Origin of the sequence: Martinezella lusitana (assembly GCF_900094565.1) — a bacterium.
GTDB classification, from domain to species: domain Bacteria; phylum Pseudomonadota; class Alphaproteobacteria; order Rhizobiales; family Rhizobiaceae; genus Rhizobium; species Rhizobium lusitanum.
The window spans coordinates 94,165-112,233 of sequence record NZ_FMAF01000007.1 but is presented as its reverse complement, the minus strand read 5'-3'; the positions used below and the strand labels follow the sequence as shown (position 1 = coordinate 112,233).

Annotated in this window: 16 protein-coding genes and 1 riboswitch; of the genes, 11 read left to right on the top strand and 5 right to left on the bottom strand. The window is 59.4% G+C overall.

Annotated features, from left to right (window positions below):
• Positions 1 to 21 precede the first annotated feature (21 nt).
• The 5 genes from nrdE to GA0061101_RS16915 form a co-directional block, all read right to left on the bottom strand.
• Positions 22 to 2,232 carry a class 1b ribonucleoside-diphosphate reductase subunit alpha gene (nrdE, locus tag GA0061101_RS16940; RefSeq protein ID WP_092574251.1) on the bottom strand — a complete coding sequence of 737 codons (2,211 nt, stop codon included), beginning with the start codon at positions 2,230 to 2,232 and terminating at the stop codon, positions 22 to 24.
• A complete protein-coding gene (nrdI, locus tag GA0061101_RS16935) occupies positions 2,220 to 2,615 on the bottom strand; it encodes a class Ib ribonucleoside-diphosphate reductase assembly flavoprotein NrdI (protein WP_037191717.1) in 396 nt (131 codons plus the stop codon). The genes nrdE and nrdI overlap by 13 nt, the downstream gene beginning before the upstream one ends.
• Positions 2,616 to 2,626: 11 nt before the next feature.
• Complete coding sequence (gene nrdH, locus GA0061101_RS16930) at positions 2,627 to 2,848, bottom strand: glutaredoxin-like protein NrdH (RefSeq protein ID WP_037191719.1); 222 nt, start codon at positions 2,846 to 2,848, stop codon at positions 2,627 to 2,629.
• 253 nt (positions 2,849 to 3,101) lie between these two features.
• A riboswitch (cobalamin riboswitch) is annotated at positions 3,102 to 3,322 on the bottom strand.
• A gap of 258 nt (positions 3,323 to 3,580) precedes the next feature.
• Complete coding sequence (locus GA0061101_RS16920) at positions 3,581 to 4,726, bottom strand: acyltransferase family protein (RefSeq protein WP_081938673.1); 1,146 nt, start codon at positions 4,724 to 4,726, stop codon at positions 3,581 to 3,583.
• Between the two features lie 580 nt (positions 4,727 to 5,306).
• Entirely contained in the window at positions 5,307 to 7,043 is a 1,737-nt protein-coding gene (locus GA0061101_RS16915) for a hypothetical protein (RefSeq protein ID WP_037191726.1), read from the bottom strand.
• Between the two features lie 243 nt (positions 7,044 to 7,286).
• On the opposite strand from GA0061101_RS16915, the gene GA0061101_RS16910 reads away from it, so the two are divergent.
• The 11 genes from GA0061101_RS16910 to GA0061101_RS16860 all read left to right on the top strand — a co-directional run bounded on the left by GA0061101_RS16910 (position 7,287) and on the right by GA0061101_RS16860 (position 17,889).
• Positions 7,287 to 8,249, top strand: a complete 963-nt coding sequence (locus GA0061101_RS16910) for an AraC family transcriptional regulator (protein ID WP_052224419.1) — start codon at positions 7,287 to 7,289, stop codon at positions 8,247 to 8,249.
• A gap of 245 nt (positions 8,250 to 8,494) precedes the next feature.
• The gene (locus GA0061101_RS16905) at positions 8,495 to 9,598 is read left to right on the top strand and encodes an HD domain-containing phosphohydrolase (protein WP_037191729.1); all 1,104 of its coding nucleotides are present in this window, start codon (positions 8,495 to 8,497) and stop codon (positions 9,596 to 9,598) included.
• Complete coding sequence (locus GA0061101_RS16900; protein ID WP_092574250.1) at positions 9,595 to 9,921, top strand: STAS domain-containing protein; 327 nt, start codon at positions 9,595 to 9,597, stop codon at positions 9,919 to 9,921. Before GA0061101_RS16905 ends, GA0061101_RS16900 begins: the two co-directional genes overlap by 4 nt.
• Positions 9,918 to 10,286, top strand: a complete 369-nt coding sequence (locus tag GA0061101_RS16895; RefSeq protein WP_034509986.1) for a response regulator — start codon at positions 9,918 to 9,920, stop codon at positions 10,284 to 10,286. Before GA0061101_RS16900 ends, GA0061101_RS16895 begins: the two co-directional genes overlap by 4 nt.
• A complete protein-coding gene (locus tag GA0061101_RS16890) occupies positions 10,283 to 12,316 on the top strand; it encodes a chemotaxis protein CheA (RefSeq protein ID WP_092574249.1) in 2,034 nt (677 codons plus the stop codon). The genes GA0061101_RS16895 and GA0061101_RS16890 overlap by 4 nt, the downstream gene beginning before the upstream one ends.
• Positions 12,313 to 12,825, top strand: a complete 513-nt coding sequence (locus tag GA0061101_RS16885; protein ID WP_037191739.1) for a chemotaxis protein CheW — start codon at positions 12,313 to 12,315, stop codon at positions 12,823 to 12,825. The genes GA0061101_RS16890 and GA0061101_RS16885 overlap by 4 nt, the downstream gene beginning before the upstream one ends.
• Before the next feature lie 24 nt (positions 12,826 to 12,849).
• Entirely contained in the window at positions 12,850 to 14,559 is a 1,710-nt protein-coding gene (locus GA0061101_RS16880; protein WP_037191742.1) for a methyl-accepting chemotaxis protein, read from the top strand.
• On the top strand, positions 14,560 to 15,069 hold the full coding sequence (locus tag GA0061101_RS16875; protein ID WP_037191744.1) for a chemotaxis protein CheW: 510 nt from the start codon (positions 14,560 to 14,562) through the stop codon (positions 15,067 to 15,069).
• A gap of 12 nt (positions 15,070 to 15,081) precedes the next feature.
• Complete coding sequence (locus tag GA0061101_RS16870; RefSeq protein WP_037191746.1) at positions 15,082 to 15,933, top strand: CheR family methyltransferase; 852 nt, start codon at positions 15,082 to 15,084, stop codon at positions 15,931 to 15,933.
• Between the two features lie 3 nt (positions 15,934 to 15,936).
• A complete protein-coding gene (locus GA0061101_RS16865) occupies positions 15,937 to 17,019 on the top strand; it encodes a protein-glutamate methylesterase/protein-glutamine glutaminase (protein ID WP_037191748.1) in 1,083 nt (360 codons plus the stop codon).
• A 150-nt stretch (positions 17,020 to 17,169) separates the two neighbouring features.
• Positions 17,170 to 17,889 carry a ParA family protein gene (locus GA0061101_RS16860; RefSeq protein WP_037191751.1) on the top strand — a complete coding sequence of 240 codons (720 nt, stop codon included), beginning with the start codon at positions 17,170 to 17,172 and terminating at the stop codon, positions 17,887 to 17,889.
• Positions 17,890 to 18,069: the final 180 nt, after the last annotated feature.

Sequence of the window (18,069 nt, the reverse complement as noted above, 5' to 3'; positions counted from 1 at the left end):
TGTCCTTTTTCAAACCGGAAATCAGAGGGCGCAGGAAACGCAGCCCTGCACCTCGGTGCCGGACAGCGCCATCTGGCGAAGGCGGATGTAATAGATGGTCTTGATGCCCTTCTTCCAGGCGTAGATCTGCGCCTTGTTGATGTCGCGCGTGGTTGCCGTGTCGCGGAAGAACAGCGTCAGGGACAGGCCCTGATCGACATGCTGGGTGGCGGCCGCATAGGTGTCGATGATCTTTTCCGGCCCGATCTCGTAGGCGTCCTGATAATAATCGAGATTGTCGTTGGTCATGAAGGCGGCCGGATAATAGACGCGGCCGATCTTGCCTTCCTTGCGGATTTCGATCTTGGAGACGATCGGATGGATCGAAGAGGTCGAGTGGTTGATATAGGAGATCGAACCTGTGGGAGGCACGGCCTGCAGGTTCTGGTTATATAGACCGCCCTTCATCACGGCCTGCTTCAACTTCGCCCAATCTTCCTGCGTCGGGATGGCGATGCCGGCCGTTTCGAACAGTTCGGCCACACGTTCGGTCGCGGGCACCCATGCCTGATCGGTATATTTGGCGAAGTATTCGCCGGAGGCGTATTTCGAGTTCTCGAAGCCCTTGAAGCTCTGCCCGCGCTCGACCGCTAGGAGGTTCGAGGCACGGATGGCGTGATAGGTCACAGTATAGAAATAGATGTTGGTGAAATCGACGCCTTCCTCGGAGCCGTAGAAGATGCGCTCGCGGGCAAGATAGCCGTGCAGGTTCATCTGGCCGAGGCCGATGGCGTGGCTGTCGTCATTACCCTTTTCGATCGAAGGCACCGACGAGATATGGCTCATGTCGGAGACTGCCGTCAGCGCGCGGATCGACATTTCGATCGTCTTGCCGAAATCGGGGCTGTCCATCGCGGCTGCGATGTTGAGGGAGCCAAGATTGCAGGAGATGTCCTTGCCCATATGCGTGTAGGAAAGGTCGTCGCTGTATTCGCTCGCTTCGCTCACCTGCAGGATTTCCGAGCAGAGATTGCTCATGGTAATGCGGCCGGCAATGGGGTTGGCGCGGTTCACCGTGTCCTCGAACATGATGTAGGGATAGCCGCTCTCGAACTGGATTTCGGCAATCACCTGGAAGAAGTCGCGCGCCTTGATCTTCTTCTTGCGGATGCGGCTGTCGGCCACCATCTCGCGGTACTTTTCCGTCACCGATATTTCCGTGAAAGGCACGCCATAGACGCGCTCCACGTCATAAGGCGAGAACAGATACATGTCGTCATTGTTCTTCGCGAGCTCGAAGGTGATGTCGGGAATGACGACACCGAGCGACAGCGTCTTGATACGGATCTTCTCGTCGGCATTCTCGCGCTTGGTGTCGAGGAAGCGCATGATATCAGGGTGATGGGCGTTGAGATAAACGGCGCCCGCGCCCTGCCTGGCTCCGAGCTGGTTGGCGTAGGAGAAGGAGTCTTCGAGCAGCTTCATCACCGGGATGATGCCGGAAGACTGGTTCTCGATGTGCTTGATCGGCGCGCCGGCCTCGCGGATGTTAGTGAGCGACAGCGCCACGCCGCCGCCGCGCTTGGAAAGCTGCAGCGCGGAATTGATGGCGCGGCCGATCGATTCCATGTTGTCTTCTACGCGCAGCAGGAAGCAGGAAACCAGTTCGCCGCGCTGCTTCTTGCCGGCATTGAGGAAGGTGGGCGTCGCCGGCTGGAAGCGGCCGGAAATGATCTCGTCCACCATGTCATGGGCAAGCTGCTCGCTGCCGCGCGCCAGCGCCAAGGCTACCATGCAGACACGGTCTTCATAGCGCTCCAGATAGCGCTTTCCGTCGAAGGTCTTCAGCGTATAGCTGGTGTAATATTTGAAAGCGCCGAGGAACGTCGGAAAGCGGAACTTCTTCGCATAGGCATGATCGAAGAGATCGCGCACGAAGTTGAAGGAATATTGGTCCAGCACCTCCCGTTCGTAATAGCCCTCCGTCACCAGGTAATCGAGCTTCTCCCGCAGGTTATGGAAGAACACCGTATTCTGGTTGACATGCTGGAGGAAATACTGCTTGGCCGCCAAGCGGTCCTTGTCGAGTTGGATACCACCCTGCTCGTCGTAGAGGTTCAGCATGGCGTTGAGGGCGTGATAATCCAATGCCGTTTCCGTGACCTTCGATGGCCGGTCGCTCGCGGGATGAGAAAAAGTGTGAAGCGGTTTTTCGGCCGCGTGCCGCGACAAAGAAGAGCTTAGCGTGTCCAAAATCGTTCCAATCCGTGTCTGACATTCACGACATCCTCTTCCGTGCCCAAAAGCTCGAACCGGTACAGATACGGTACCCGGCATTTGGTGGAGATGATGTCGCCGGCGATACCAAACGTCGCCCCGAAGTTGCTGTTGCCCGCGGCAATGACCCCGCGGATGTTTGAACGGTTATCCGCATCGTTGAGGAAGCGGATCACCTGCTTGGGCACGGCACCCTTGCCCCCTTCACCACAATAGGTAGGGACAATGAGAACGTAAGGACGGGCCGCTCGAAGCTCTTCACCCGCGCCGAGCGGAATGCGAGCGGCCGGCAAGGCAAGCTTGGCAACGAAGCGATGGGTGTTCTCAGATCTGCTGGAGAAATAGACGATCTCGCCCACCGCCCGGTTCCTCAGGCGAGCGCGCTGATCATGTCGGGGCGGAAGCCAGCCCAATGCTGCTCGCCGGCGATAACGACCGGGACCTGACGATAGCCGAGACCCTGCACCAGCTCGTAGGCTTCAGTATCGGTGGACACGTCGACGATGGTGTAATCGATACCCTGGCGGTCGAGGGCGCGTGTGGTCGCGGTGCACTGGACGCAAGCGGGCTTGCTGTAGACGGTAATGCTCATGGATGTCCTCGTATATATGACAGGCGTGCGAGATCGTCCGGGCGTCGGGCGACACCCGTTCGGCAATCTGAAAAATGGCGGCGGGCACAACCGACTGCCGGACGCTTAGGCGGCCGTCAGTCGTGCAGGCAGATAAGGATACTCAAAGACATGGACTTCACACCTCGAAGTAACCTTTGCGGGCCATTCGGGGAAAGCGACGGCAACGGCGAGCTGCCGCAAACCATCGCTCGCCATCCGGACACCCCGCCCGTGGACGCTATTGCTCGAGGCAGGTCTCCTGGCTTGCGGGTCGAAGTATTTGCTCTTGCCTTCCCGAGGCATATATTCCTCAGTGGCACATGCAGAACAAATACTCGCCGCTCACAGTTGCGGGGGCAGCTACGGCTTGACGAGCATCATGCTCGGCGACCGTATTCCCATCTTAGCCTCCAATCCTTGCGAATCGAAGGAACCTCGAACACTATATATAGTAGACGAGGTTAAATTTGCGTCAACAGGTTCCATCACCGATCCTTCATTTAAGATGTTGATAAGGCCTGCGCTAAGTCCCGAAGACGCTTTCGCGGCAAGGACAGAAGATCGGTCATCTTCTCGACCTCGGGAATGTGCGGCGAGTGGATATCGTGAAAGCCGGGGCCGAGTGTCGGCGCACCGGACGCCCTCTTAACCCTGAACCAGAGAGATTGCTCCAGGGAGCCCATGCCGGGTGAACATCGAGATATCCATGCGTTAGGCAATGCCAGCGCGGATCCTGGCTTTCCAGGAGATTTCCAAACGTCGTTTCAGTTCGTAACACAACGCACAGACGGCGAGCGTCGCAACCACGATCGGGATGAAAGACGAGGCGGACATCAACCCAAACTCACGCAACCAGTAGGCAATAACCAACATGACCGTCTGGTGAAGCACGTAGTAGGTCAGCACTGCCCTGTTCAGATAGCGGACAACGGCGTTCTCCGAATTCAGCCAGACCTTTGCGTATCCGAGAATTGCGACGATCGCACACCATTGGAACGTGCCGGCAAGCACCCTTCCCGCAAATGCCTGCCACATGTCAGGCTCGCCGGCAGGCAGGCCCGGGAAGAGCATCGTCAGAAGCACCGCACAACCCAGCGCCAGGATCAGGGCGGGTTTTCGCGCGTCGACGACCGCCTCCCAGCATTCGCTGCGCATGGCCATCACGACACCGAGCAGAAATGACATCAGATAGATACTATGGCTGTACCAGTCGGTGAGGATATTGAGTGTCGGGGGGAAGGCCGGCCGCAGCGTGAGCCTGAGCAAGATGAACAGTATGGCGGGAAATATCAGTATCCACTTGCCCGCCAGCCGGGGCGTCAGCCGATCCCCCGCGAGGGGCAGCAACTTCGGCCAGGCCGATACGACAAGCGTCAGGATTGCGGTATAGGTCCAGAGATAGGCGAGGTACCACAGGTGCTGCATCCAGAAGAGATTGACCTCACGTCCGTCGGGCAGCGGAATGGGCGTCAGGGTCAGATAGTGCCAGAAGACGTCTCGGAGGCTGATGTCGACCCCCAGGCTGGTATTCAGGCAGACATACATTTGGGGAGGGATCAGAAACAGCATTCCAACCAGCAGCGGAACCAGCAACTGCCTCGTTCGCGCCTTCCTCAGCACCTCGGGAGTTTGCCGTGTCAGCAATATCCCCGTGACGACGCCTGAGATCAAAAACAGCAGCGACATGCGCCAAGGGTGGGTCCACAGATGGATAATGTCAAAGATGGGAGAGCTGTCCGGTGCCTTCAGAAGAAAGCCCCTGGAATTATACATCAGGCTGACATGATAGACGATCAGCAGCATGAATGCTGCGACCCTGATAAAATCCAGATCATGCCGACGTGACGTTGCCTCCATGGTTCACGCTATAAGGCATAATCTTTAAGATCAGGTTGAGTTGTCGATTAAAAAACTCAACCTATAGAGGATAGTGATCTCAAATGCTTTGCAGCGATGCTGCTACGCCCGCTCGCAACCACCACCAAGCGGGACTTCTGGGCACGACCCGGCCATCAACATACAGCGAATTCGTTTGGCTCTTATTGTGACAGCTGCTCCGCCGCCACTGCGACAGGATCTTCCGCCTCCTCGAGCGCACGCCAACCTATCTGATGAAACGGTCGATCAGAGTCGATAATTTTCGACAGCTTAAAAAGGACGACGGAATTTGAGGGCCGCAGATTGTGGCATTTGCTTGCGGGGCTGTCGGCATATGGCGAACCGCGCGCTCTACAAGTTGCAAGCGCCATCGCCTTCCGGGAAGATCGCTCGTCACCCCCAGGGTTCGCGCGCGCCCCTCTAGGACTGCGCGCCAACCACAACAGCGGTGATGGATCTACTTCTTCGCAACATCATCGTCCTGCTATGCGGCAAAGTGGACGAGCGCGTCAAACTCCTGACCGGCAGGACGTATTCGGTGATTTCCAGACCTGACTGATCAGAAGAGAGCCTCTGCAAACAACTCCTCATCATTGCCAGTCGTCGGTCCGTGACTGGCCGGAGCTGTCGCCACGCCAAAAACACTCGCATGTATCTCGCGCTCTGCCGCCATCGTATAGATTTTCGCGATGCGCTCCGAAATGGCAGCTAGCGGCGCTTCGAGCCCGATCAAATCCTCGACAGCGCAATAATCACGACCGGCTTCCTCCGTGCAGGATGCGAGCGTTTCGCCGATTCCCGCCCGGAAATCCAGGCTGTTGACGACCTCGGCGACCTTGGAGGTCATATCCTCGCCACAGCGGCGAAGCTCCTTCACGTTGACATCCATGGATGCGCCAGCCTCGGTAATGTGCAGCAAAGCGGCATCGATATGCGCACCGGAACCCGACGAACTATCCTGGTCATCGCTCTGCCGCCAGTCCTTCAGGCCGGCAGTCTGGCCCTCAAGCATGCCCAACCCGATAAGGATTTTTTCCGCATCTTCATCGAGAAGCGATGCGAACGAGCGCAGCTCTCCGGCGACCACGTTAATTGCCCGCCCCTCTTCGCCAAGCTTGCCGCAGCGCAGATTGGTGTTGAGCGCCATGTATTGGATGTCCCGACGCACGAGCTGGATGGTCAGAATGCTCGTGGTCAGCTCCTTGACCATCTCGCTCGTCTTTTCGCTGAGCCGATTTGCTCCAGCCGCGGCGACATCAATGCGATCGACGACTGCCCGGGCGGCGGAAAGATCACCGCGCAGCGAATTGATCGGGCTGCGCCCGTCCTGCCCGCTCTGCGACATCATGGTTTGATAGAGGTCGAGCAGGGTGCCGATATCGTCCCTGAAGCTACGAATGTTGTCGACGATTTTTGCGGTCTCGCGGTTGAAACCGTCCGTTGTCTCGCTGAGCAGCTCGAAGACGAGGGTCGTCGTCAGAGCCGTGATGCGATTGCGATCAGTCGCGGAAAGATTGAGGGACGCCTGGGAGGCAAGATAGGCATCCGTGATCGAATAGACGGCCTGGCAATGCTCGACCCTTTGCCGCGTGATATCGCCGATCTGCATCGCGGAGAGGGTGTGGGCGACCTTGTTCTGAATCCGGCGCGCAAGCCCGGCAACGGTATCGGCCAATGTCGACAGACCGCGGCGCTGGGTCTGGATCTCCTGTGCATTCGACAGAAGGCGCTGGACGATGGACGGTATCTCATCCAGATATTGTCCGAGCGAGCCGTCCTCGCTTGCCGCCGCTGATTTTATCCCGTTTTCAAGCACGCGGATCTGCCCCGAAAGTGCTTTGACCTCGCCGGTGGCGAACTCAATGCGTTCGACGATCTCGCTGGCAAAACTGGAGAAATCCGGAATTCGCGCGCCCGCAATTTTCGCTGTCGCAGCAAAGGTTCTGAGGTACCGCAGGGTTTCTTCCATGGAGAGGACCTGCGTGGCGAGAAGCCGCCCGGTTTGACCAATAGAGACCACGCACTCCTGACGACGAACTTCCGCGGGCGGCAACTTGTTGAGCAGATCGACTGTCTGAAGCAGCCGGGCGGTCGCTTCGGCTGCGTTTTCCTCCTTCAGCGAGCCGCCGATATCTTCCAGCAGATTGACCAGCTTGGCCAGAACTTCTGTCACCGTGAGAAGGACGGCGCCGCCGTCCAGAAAACGCTGCTCGATCTGCAGCCGGGCGCCTTCCAACCGACCGATGACATCATCCTCGGGAAGAGTAAATTGCCGGCTTGTCGCTGCATGCACCATAATTCTTTTGGACTCCGCCTAAGACCGCTTACCGCAAACTAAAGCGAACAAAGAAATACGGAGTTAACATGACGTGTGAAATGGGCCGATCAGCAACCTCAGCTTTCGGACTGAGAGCGCTAAAGCTTTGGGCAAGACCCGGGGAGTAGACATTACGCTCGAGAGCGCCAGTACCTTTTTCAGGCCATCGGTGCCGATTGCGATTTACCCGCAAACAAGCCCGTCGAAGCTGATTGAACGAAGATGAATGTTGCCGTCGACAAATATGCATGGTCGTCCTGCGAGCCTGCGGAGCTACAGGAAAGCCTGAGGGCAACCAACATATCGGTTTCCCTGAACCGGGGATCGGAAGCATCGGATTTTCACATCGACGTGACGCTCGCGATGATTCGGAAGATGACGGCTTGGAAGATATTTTCCGAAACGGGTTATGAAATCCGTTATCTGTTTCGTCACAGCGACCGCATAGAACTGCACTTCGTCGAGAGCGGCACATTTCAGGTTGAAACGGAGGATCAGGAGTTCACGGCAACGGCCGGAACGACGTTCATGTTGCTGTCTCACGGCTTCATACGGCTCAGAGCCTCGCGCGACGCCCGCAAGATCGCACTTGCAATACCACGCGCGCTCTGCCTGCCGCTGATAGATGTGACGGACGAAGATCCTGAGTTGTTCTTCGGACGTTTCGACAGAATGGCCGACATCGCCGACAAAGGTGTGCGAACGCTCTATCGAATGGCAGACCTGCTTCTGGAGCCGGACGATCATCTCTTTGCCGGCTCGCCGCTTGGTGCCTCCCTCTTCAAGGAGGCGATTGTTGCCACTTTCGTGCAGTCATGGCCGAGATCGGCGGCAAAAGCCGCGCCACAGACGGCGCGCCCTCGCAATTTGAAGCGGGCGCTGGATTGGATCCGGGCGCACCTGGGGGAAGAGTTCACCGTTCTTGACATCGCAAGGAACGCCGGACAAAGCGTCCGCGGACTGCAGATGTCCTTTCGGCAGAACCTGGGCATGAACCCCTTGAGCTATGTGCAGCGATTGCGGTTGCAGCAAATCCACCATGATCTGCTTCATGGCAATGCAGACGAGAACATATCCGATATTGCTGCTCGCTGGGGCTTCAGTCACATGGGATATTTTGCTGCGCGCTATCGCGCCCTATACGGCGTTTCGCCGTCTTCAACACGCACTGGTCGTCATCGCTGATACTCCAGCGTGCATTTTATATCAGAAAAACGCAACGCTATCACTTTATCGCAGTTAATTGCAAAGTCGCGCACTGGTTGAAGCCGAGTTTAACGCACCGTTAGCCATTTAACGATTTCGTTACCTGAGCCAAGATTCACAATCATTGTGACGCGGCCCTTTCATCCGAAAGGTCATCCAAACATCCAAGCCGATAATCGTGAGCGGATCCGCGCGTGACAACGCGGACGCTTAGCGGGGTCACTATGCGCATCTTCGTAATAGACGACAGTCCTTCCGTTGTCGCCAAGCTTTGCCAAGCGGTCGAAGCGATCAGCGGCAGCGAGGTCCTGTCGTTCTTGCAGCCGAGAGAGGCTCTCAAGCGGCTTGATGACCAAACGCCCGACCTCATTCTCGTGGACTATATGATGCCGGACATGAACGGTATCGAAGTAATCACCCATGTCCGTAGGAATGCGCTTACGGCCCACGTTCCCGCTATCATGATCACATCCCGCAAGGAGACTGACATCAAGCTGGCTGCGATGCAGGCAGGAGCCACCGAATTCCTCACCAAGCCGATCGACGAGACGGAGCTGACGATACGCGTTCGCAACATTCTCAGCATCGGAGAGGAGCGGCTGGCACTCGCAGCCAAGGCGGCAAGCCTGCAGCGCGATTTCGACGCAGCGATGAAGACGGTAGAGCGGCACGAGGAGGAAATCATCTGGCGCCTCTCCAAGGCGATCGCCGCCCGCCACGGCGAGACGGCGGACCATCTGGACCGGGTCGCCATCGTCGCGCGGATGATCGCCGAGGAACTTGGTGTGGGCGCACGCCAATCCCGCATGATCTTTCTTGGCAGCGCCCTGCACGATGTCGGCAAGATCGGCTTGCCGGACGCCATCCTCTCAAAGCCCGGGCCCTTGAGCGCCGAGGAGCGCCGCCAAATGCAGCGGCACGCCGAATTCGGCAGCGAGATATTGAACGACAGCTCAAGCGAATTGATCCAGACCGCCCAAAGGATTGCCGAAAGCCACCACGAGAAATGGGATGGGACCGGATATCCCAAGGGAATCTCAGGATCCTCCATCCCGCTTGAGGCCCGTATCGTCGCCATAGCCGACGTCTTCGACGCACTCTGCTCCAAGCGCTCCTACAAGCCCGCCTGGCCGATCGCGGAAGCGTTCCGCGAGATTGTCAACAGCAGCGGAACGCATTTCGATCCCGCCTGTGTCGCGGCCTTCTGCCGCCGCTGGGCGGATATAAAGGGTCTTTTCGAGCTGCAGCTGTCCGACGGCGATCCCGTGACGCCGCAGCAGACGTCGAAAACCGCGCCCACATTTCAACTATCCCGAGGTTCGGCATGAGCGGACAAATGGAAATACTGCATCTTCGCGGTCCACTGACCATCAAGACGATCACAAACGCAAGGGACATCATCCAGGTCTACCTTCAGGAATCGGCATCGCTTAGCCGGTCCCTGATCATCGACATAGATGGCAACGCGGACATCGATCTCACCCTGCCGCAACTACTTCTTTCCGCCCGACACACGGCCGAGCGGGCGGGTGTGACGATCGCTTTGAACAAGCCGGCAGACGGCAATTTTCTGGCCGTCCTGCAGCGCGCGGGTCTCCTTTGCGGGGACCGGCAACAAGACAGTTTCTGGCTAGAAGGAAAAGCAGCATGAGCGCCAATATTCTCACCGTCGATGATTCCGCCAGCATTCGGCTGACCACGCGCATTGCACTCACCGGCGCCGGATATTCGGTCACCGAAGCGGTTGATGGCGCCGACGGCCTCAACAAGCTGAAGGCTGGCAATTTCGATCTGATCGTCACCGATCTCAACATGCCCAATATGGACGGGCTGACCATGATCCGCGGCCTGCGGCAATTGCCGGCCTATATGGGAACGCCGGTGATCTTCCTGACCACCGAGTCGGACGGCGACCTGAAACAGCAGGCAAAGGCTGCCGGCGCGACAGGCTGGCTGACCAAGCCTTTCGAGCCCGATACCCTCGTCAAGATCGCGCGCAAGGTGCTGGGCAGATGAACGATCTCGATCCGATCGCCGTCTTCAGGACAGAGGCCGCCGAACAGCTCGAACTGATCGAGGCCGGACTTCTCGATCTGATGCGCGACTTGAGCGACAGGGCTCAGATCGATGCGGTCTTCAGGGGGCTTCACACCCTGAAAGGATCGGGCTCCATGTTCGGCTTCGATCAACTGGCCGCCTTCACCCATCATTGCGAAACGGCCTTCGACCGGGTTCGCAGGGGCGAGGCTGCGGCCACCAAGGAGCTGGTGGCCGCCGTTCTCGACGCGCAGGGCCACATGCAGGCGCTCTTGGAAAATCCGAACGGCGATCATGAAGCCATGAGCTCCATTCTGTTGGAGAACCTGCGTAATGCAGTTGGCGCCACTGCCCCGCAAAATGCGCCCGCAGCGCCCGTTATCACGCCGCCGGCCTCGACCTCGATCAGCTCTGGCTCCATCGCCGGCGGGGCCAAGGCATGGCAGCTGAAATTCAGCCTCCCAGCCAACTCCATGGCCAACGGCACCAATCCGCTCGGTCTTCTGGACGAGTTGCGCGAGCTCGGGGAGTGCCGGATTGAGGCTGATATCGGGGCCATTCCGCCGCTTCAAGACCTCGATCCGCGCGATCTCCACATCGGTTGGACGATTCATCTGACAACCGAAAAGCCGCGCTCCGAGATCGAAGACGTATTCATCTTCGTGATGGACGAGATGACGATGGAGCTCACGGAGCATTCGGCTCCAAAACAACCCAATCCCACGCCCGCCGCCCTGAGCCCACGACAGTCGCCGGCGAGCGAGCCACCCAAAGCCGCAATCCCGCCGACGGAGGCAGGCAAGGTTCAGCCTGCCGATACAAAGTCGCAAAAGCAGGCGGACAATGTCCGCATTCCCGCATTGCGTCTCGACGAGATGATGGACCGGGTCGGCGAGCTGGTGATTGCCCAGTCACGCCTTAGCCAGATGGCAAATTCGGCCGCCGATCTCGGCCTTCGCTCGGTCTCGGAAGAGATCGAGCGTCTGGCCGGCGAGCTGCGGGACACGATGATGGTCCTGCGCATGATGCCGGTCGCAAGCCTCTTCAGCCGCTTCCGCCGCCTGGTCCACGATCTCGCACGCGAGACCGGCAAGGATATCGAGCTTGTCACCGAGGGTGAAACCACGGAAGTCGACAAGACGGTCATCGATCGCCTCGCCGACCCGCTCGTTCACCTTGTGCGCAACTCCATCGATCATGGGCTGGAAGGCCCGGACGATCGTGCCGCAGCCGGCAAGCCCATGACCGGGCGAGTCATCCTCTCTGCGCACCAGACCGGCAGTGAAGTGGTGATCTCCATCAGGGATGACGGTCGCGGCATCGATCGCCAGAAGGTGCGTGCGAAGGCCGAGGCCAACGGGCTCATCCAGCCCGGCGCCCAGCTTTCGGACAAGGACCTGCTGCAGCTCATCTTTCAGCCCGGCTTTTCCACGGCGGAGAAAGTCACCAACCTCTCCGGCCGCGGCGTCGGCATGGACGTGGTCAAGAAGACGATCGAGACGCTGCGCGGGTCGATCGACATTACGAGCGAATTCGGCAAGGGTTCCGATATCGCATTGCGGATCCCGCTGACGCTCGCCATCATCGACGGGCTTCTCGTGCGGGTGGGCAATGGGCGCTACGTCATCCCGCTTACCGCTGTCGAGGAATGCCTCGAGCTCTCGGTAGAACAGGATCTGCGGTCGCGCGGCCGCAGCTTCATCTCGCTGCGCGACAAGCTGGTGCCCTTCCTTCGCCTGCGCGAACTGTTTCGCACCGGCACCGAGCCGGACCCCTATCAAAAAGTCGTGGTCATCTCGACCGGCAGCGAGCAGGTCGGCCTCGTCGTCGATCAAATCATCGGCGACCATCAGACCGTCATCAAATCGATGTCGAAGCTCCACGACCAAGTCTCGACTTTCTCAGGCGCGACCATCCTCGGTGACGGCAACGTGGCTCTGATCCTCGATGTCGCGCATCTGATCGCAGCCGGACAACATCAGGAGGCGCAATTGCGGGCAGCAGGATGAGTGAGACAGGTTTGAAATCCGACTATCGCGCTGTCTGGAAAGACGCTGAAGAGCTTTCGGTTCTGACGTTCAGCCTCAATGGCGAAACCTTCGCCATCGACGCGGTCGTCGTACAGGAAATTCTGGACCTGCTGCCCGAAACCAACGTTCCCGGCAGTCTGCCCTTCGTCGGCAGCGTCATCAATTTCCGCGGCAAGGTAATCCCGCTGGCCGACATTCGTGTCGCTTTCGGCATGGAAGCGGCCAATGTCACGATCGACAGCCGCATCGTGGTGACAGAGCTGGAGCTCGACGGCGAGACGACGCTGATCGGCATCCGCACCGACAAGGTTCACGAAGTCACGCAGCTATCGCTATCCGCGAGCGAGCCGCCCCCCATCGTCGGCATGCGCTGGCGCGCCGATTACATCCACGCCCTCGTAAAGCGCGAACGCGAATTCATCATCATCCCGAACTTGCAGGCGATCTTCTCTTCGCAGCGGGCAAGTGCGGTCAGAGCAACGGCATAATTTGTGGAACAAGGAAGCTAACAAATGCGGTTTACGATAAAGCTCAAGCTGCTTCTAACCTTTGCTGTCGTGATCGCCATGCTTGTTGGCACGGCCATCTACAGCATCACAACCCTCGGCCAGGTCAACAATAACTGGTCCGATACTCTGTCAGGACCCGCGGAACGTCTCCGGCTGGCCCAGAATCTGGATATCGCCGTTCTCCAACAGCTGAGGCAGCAGAAAAACATGCTGTCGTCCGGTTCGGTCGACGAGACCAAGAACTATATCGCAAAGAGCGATGCCGCACGCACGACCTTTGACGCCGATTTCGCCAAGATCCTTGACAATACCACCGATCAGGACATGCCTCTCTGGTCGCAGATCAAGGATCTTAGCGCCAATTGGCGTGATGCCGACGACCGCATTCGCAGCATGATGCTTGCCGGCGACAGCGCCGGGGCGCTTCACGTTTCGTCCACCGCGGCGCGTGAAACGAGCGCCAAGATCGACAGTGTGTTGGCCCAGACATTCGAAACCGAACGCGCCCGGCTGAAGCAGGCCGACCAGGATGCTGCAAACGATTATGCAAACGCACGGTCCATCCTGATCGCCATAGCATCTGCGGCATCGATCATCGCGCTCGTTTCGGCGATCGCGATTATTCTTTCGATCAACAGGGGCATCAACCGCGCCGTCAACACGGTTCAGACGGTTGCCGAGGGCGATCTGACGGAATTCGCCAAAATCACCACCAGGGATGAAATCGGCGAGCTTCTTGGCCATGTCAACGCGATGATCGAGCGGCTGCGTGGTGTCGTCGCCGATGCGCTGTCTGCCTCCGACAACGTATCATCGGGCAGCCAGCAGCTATCGGCCGGGTCCGAGCAGCTCTCGCAGGGTGCCACCGAACAGGCCTCCTCTGCCGAAGAGGCCTCGGCCTCGATGGAGGAGATGGCCGCCAACATCAAGCAGAACGCCGACAATGCCGCCCAGACGGAAAAGATCGCCCGCCAGTCCGCCAGGGATGCCGAGGTCAGCGGCCAGGCCGTCGACCGCGCCGTCAACGCCATGCGCACCATCGCCGAGAAGATTTCCATCGTTCAGGAAATCGCGCGCCAGACCGACCTGCTCGCCCTCAACGCGGCAGTGGAAGCCGCCCGCGCCGGCGAGCACGGCAGAGGCTTTGCCGTCGTCGCCTCCGAAGTGCGCAAGCTTGCCGAACGCAGCCAGGCCGCAGCCGCCGAAATCTCCAGCCTCTCGGGCGAAACCGTCACGGTCGCGACCGAGGCCGGCGAAATGCTCTCGCGTCTCGTTCCCGACATCCGCAAGACGGCCGAACTCGTCGCCGAGATCTCGGCTGCCTGCCGCGAGCAGGATATCGGCGCCTCGCAGATCAACGAAGCGATCCAGCAGCTCGACAAGGTAACGCAGCAGAATGCCGGCGCTTCGGAAGAGATGTCGGCAACCTCCGAAGAGCTTGCCGCCCAGGCCGAGGAGCTGCAGGCCTCGATCGCCTTCTTCAAGGTCGATCAGGCGAATGCACGCAAGGCCCAGGCCGCGCACCATCCTGTCCATCAGGCGATCAGCCCGGCAAAGTCCAGGTCTGCTGCCAAGGCCCCGATTGCCAAGGCACCGGCTGCCCGCGCCGACAACAGCGTCGCCGCACAGCAGGCCCGCCTCAAGGGCTTCTCCCTCGACATGTCCATGGGTGGGCCTGACGCCGATGATGCCGAATTCAAGGAGAGCGCGTAAATGGCTGTGCCCGACTCAGAAGCCCAATATGTGACCTTCGGCCTCGACGACGAATGCTTTGCCGTTCCCGTCGAGGTGGTCAGAGAGATCCTGGATCATCAGGATGCCTTCCGCATTCCGCATGGGCCGGACTATCTGCTCGGCCTGCGCGACGTGCGAGGCCAAGGCGTACCGGTCATCGACCTGCGCCTGCGCCTTGGCATGTCCAGAACGACAAAGACCCCGCATACCCGCATCCTCGTCATCGATGTGAAAATCGCCGACAAGGCGCTAACGCTCGGCCTCGTTGCCGACCGGGTCTTCGAGGTCACGTCCTTCAAACATCAATCGGTCGAAAGCGCCCCCGATATCGGGGTGCGTTGGCCGTCCGAATATATTGCGGGCGTCGTGCGCCGGGAAACTGGATTCGTTGTCATCATCGACCTGGCGAAACTCTTTTCGCCGGCCGACGCGGTTTCGCTGGTCAGCGCGGACGCCGGTCGGACCGTTGCCGGATCCGCCGTCATTTGAGTGAGAGTTAAAGTGCCAGCCCAGGATCTGAGAGACTACGGTGACAACGGGTTAAGCCGGCGGAACTTCGACCAGCTTGCCCGCTACATTTACGACTATAGCGGCATCAAGATGCCACCCGGCAAGCGCACCATGCTGGAGGGGCGGTTGAGGCGCCGGTTGAGGGCAACCGGCATCATCGATCTTGATGACTATTGCGACTACCTCTTCAAGCGCGGCGGCATCGATCGCGAGGCCATACACCTCATCGATGCGGTCACGACCAACAAGACCGATTTTTTCCGGGAGCCGAAGCATTTCGAGCATCTGGAAAGCTCCGCCTTGCCTGAGCTTCTGGCAGCCGGCCACCGCCGGCTGCGCGTCTGGAGTGCAGCCTGCTCCATCGGAGCCGAGCCCTACACCATAGCCATGGTGATAGAGGATTATCGCGAAGCCAACGGTGCGCCGGACTACAGCATTCTCGCCACCGATCTTTCCACAGATGTCCTCAAGGCGGCCCGCAGGGGCGTCTATCCGATCGCGATGGTCGATCCGGTCGATCCGCAAAGGCGCGAACGCTATGTGATGGAGGCCCGCGACCCGCAACGCGGCGAAGTGCGCATCCATCCGACATTACGCGCAAGAATCGGCTTCGGCCGTCTCAACCTCATGGATCGGGCCTATGATATCGGCGACAAGGTTCACATCGTTTTCTGCCGCAACGTCCTGATCTATTTCGACAAGCCGACCCAGGAAAAGGTGCTGTCCCGGCTTTGCGACAAGCTGGTTCCGGGCGGCTTTCTCTATGTCGGTCATTCCGAAACTATCAGTGGGCTCAACCTGCCGGTGAAGCAGGTCGCCAACACGGTTTTCAGAAAGGTCTGACACATGGCCAGAAAGATCCGCGTGCTTATTGTCGACGACTCCGCCAGCGTGCGCCAAGTGATGACACAGGTGCTCTCGGCGGATCCGGACATCGAGATCATGGGGGTCGCCGCCGATCCCTTCGTGGCCGCGAAGAAGATTCAGGAAGAAATTCCCGATGTCATCACGCTCGATGTCGAAATGCCTCGCATGGATGGGATCACCTTCCTGCGCAAGCTGATGGCGCAGCGCCCCATTCCGGTCGTCATGTGCTCCTCCCTGACCGAGGCCGGTTCGGAAACCCTGATGCAGGCGCTGGAGGCCGGCGCCGTCGACGTCATCCTGAAACCCAAGATCGCGGCCGCCGATCATCTGGCGGAGACGGCCGCGATGATCCGGGAAACCGTCAAGGGCGCCGCAGCAGCCCGGCTTGGAACCACGCGTCGGCGCCTGGTTGCCGCAAGCGGACCGACTGCCAAGCTGACAGCCGATGCGGTGCTGCCGCCGCCGAGCGGCAGGGCCATGGCCAAGACCACGGAAATGATCGTCTGCGTGGGCGCGTCCACGGGCGGCACGGAGGCGCTGCGCGAACTGCTGGTGGCACTCCCGGCCAACACGCCCGGCATCGTCATCGTGCAGCATATGCCGGAGAAATTTACCGCTGCCTTCGCCAAACGCCTGAACAGCCTTTGCGAAGTCGAGGTCAAGGAAGCCGAACACGGCGACCCTGTGCTGCGCGGCCACGTTCTGATCGCACCCGGCGGCAAGCACATGCTGCTGGAACGGCAGGGCGCTCGTTATGTCGTTTCCATTAAGGAAGGTCCGCTCGTCTCCCGGCACCGGCCGTCCGTCGATGTCCTCTTTCGCTCCGCTGCACGATCGGCTGCGGCCAACGCCATGGGCATCATCATGACCGGCATGGGTGACGACGGCGCCCGCGGCATGAAGGAAATGCACGCGGTCGGGGCCTTTACCGTCGCCCAGGACGAGGAGACATCCGTCGTTTTTGGCATGCCCAAGGAAGCGATCGCCCATGGTGGTGTCGATAGGACCGTGGCGCTCGATCAGATCGCCCGCGAGATCCTGGCTGCCGATAAACGGCATTGATGGTAACGGTGCGCAAAGCCACTGCCGGGGCGGATTGCAGCCTCATTCAAAATGGTTTGTTAACCATAAATGCGTAACCATCTCCACAAGCCATGACAGCCCCTCGCCCATCCCATTGCGTTGCCCGACCGATCACCCCACGGAGTGCCCATGGCCGTTCTGACCTTTGCCAATACGAAAGGCGGCGCCGGCAAGACCACCGCCGTCGTCATCGTCGCCTGCGAGCTCGTCAGAATGGGCTTTTCGGTGGCTGTGCTGGACGCCGACCCGCAGTTGTGGATTTCCAAATGGTATGAGCGGATGGGCGACAGGGCGCCATCTTCGCTATCCGTCATTCCCTATGTGACAGCCGCCAATCTCGGCCAGCATGCACGCAAGCTGCGCGACGAGGTCGATTTCCTTCTCATCGATTTGCCCGGCGCCCGCAGCCCCCTGCTCGCACAGGCGCTCGGCTATTCGAACTATGTGCTCATCCCCGTCCAGGGATCCGCCATGGATGCGGAGGGCGCCACCAATGTCATCGAGCTTCTCCAGTATCTGGAAGATCGCGCCGATATTCGTATCCCGCACTCGGTCGTGCTGACCCGCGTCAATCCGATGGTCACCACGCGCGCACTACAGTCGGTGAAAGAACTGCTCTCGAGCCGGCGGGTCCATGTGCTCTCCACGCCCATCATCGAGCGCGCCGCTTATCGCGAAGTCTTCGGCTATGGCCAAACCCTCTATTCGATCGACCCGGAAAGCGTCAGCAATCTCGACAAGGCCCGGCAAAATGCCCAGGCTCTCGCCCAGGAAGTTCTGCGCCGCATTCTGCCCTATAGCGGCCGCGTCGATCAGACAAAGGCCGACGAACTCAAACGCTCGGCCTGACCAGCGCCCAGGTTTATGGGCCTATTCGCCGCCTGCGCGGCGCGTGGTGACGCAGCGCATTGGCGACATCTTGCCGACTTCGTACACGTAAAACGCCGGCTGACGCGCTTGCCCTTTGCGTTGCCTTTTCGGCAATCAATAATCCGCATAATTGTTCTTTATTAGAACGCTGAATTCCCC

Coding starts and splice junctions, on each gene's coding strand:
- nrdH (WP_037191719.1), bottom strand. CDS start 2,848: ATGAGCATTACCGTCTACAGCAAGCCCGCTTGCGTCCAGTGCACCGCG.
- GA0061101_RS16920 (WP_081938673.1), bottom strand. CDS start 4,726: ATGGAGGCAACGTCACGTCGGCATGATCTGGATTTTATCAGGGTCGCA.
- GA0061101_RS16915 (WP_037191726.1), bottom strand. CDS start 7,043: ATGGTGCATGCAGCGACAAGCCGGCAATTTACTCTTCCCGAGGATGAT.
- GA0061101_RS16910 (WP_052224419.1), top strand. CDS start 7,287: ATGAATGTTGCCGTCGACAAATATGCATGGTCGTCCTGCGAGCCTGCG.
- GA0061101_RS16905 (WP_037191729.1), top strand. CDS start 8,495: ATGCGCATCTTCGTAATAGACGACAGTCCTTCCGTTGTCGCCAAGCTT.
- GA0061101_RS16900 (WP_092574250.1), top strand. CDS start 9,595: ATGAGCGGACAAATGGAAATACTGCATCTTCGCGGTCCACTGACCATC.
- GA0061101_RS16895 (WP_034509986.1), top strand. CDS start 9,918: ATGAGCGCCAATATTCTCACCGTCGATGATTCCGCCAGCATTCGGCTG.
- GA0061101_RS16890 (WP_092574249.1), top strand. CDS start 10,283: ATGAACGATCTCGATCCGATCGCCGTCTTCAGGACAGAGGCCGCCGAA.
- GA0061101_RS16885 (WP_037191739.1), top strand. CDS start 12,313: ATGAGTGAGACAGGTTTGAAATCCGACTATCGCGCTGTCTGGAAAGAC.
- GA0061101_RS16880 (WP_037191742.1), top strand. CDS start 12,850: ATGCGGTTTACGATAAAGCTCAAGCTGCTTCTAACCTTTGCTGTCGTG.
- GA0061101_RS16875 (WP_037191744.1), top strand. CDS start 14,560: ATGGCTGTGCCCGACTCAGAAGCCCAATATGTGACCTTCGGCCTCGAC.
- GA0061101_RS16865 (WP_037191748.1), top strand. CDS start 15,937: ATGGCCAGAAAGATCCGCGTGCTTATTGTCGACGACTCCGCCAGCGTG.
- GA0061101_RS16860 (WP_037191751.1), top strand. CDS start 17,170: ATGGCCGTTCTGACCTTTGCCAATACGAAAGGCGGCGCCGGCAAGACC.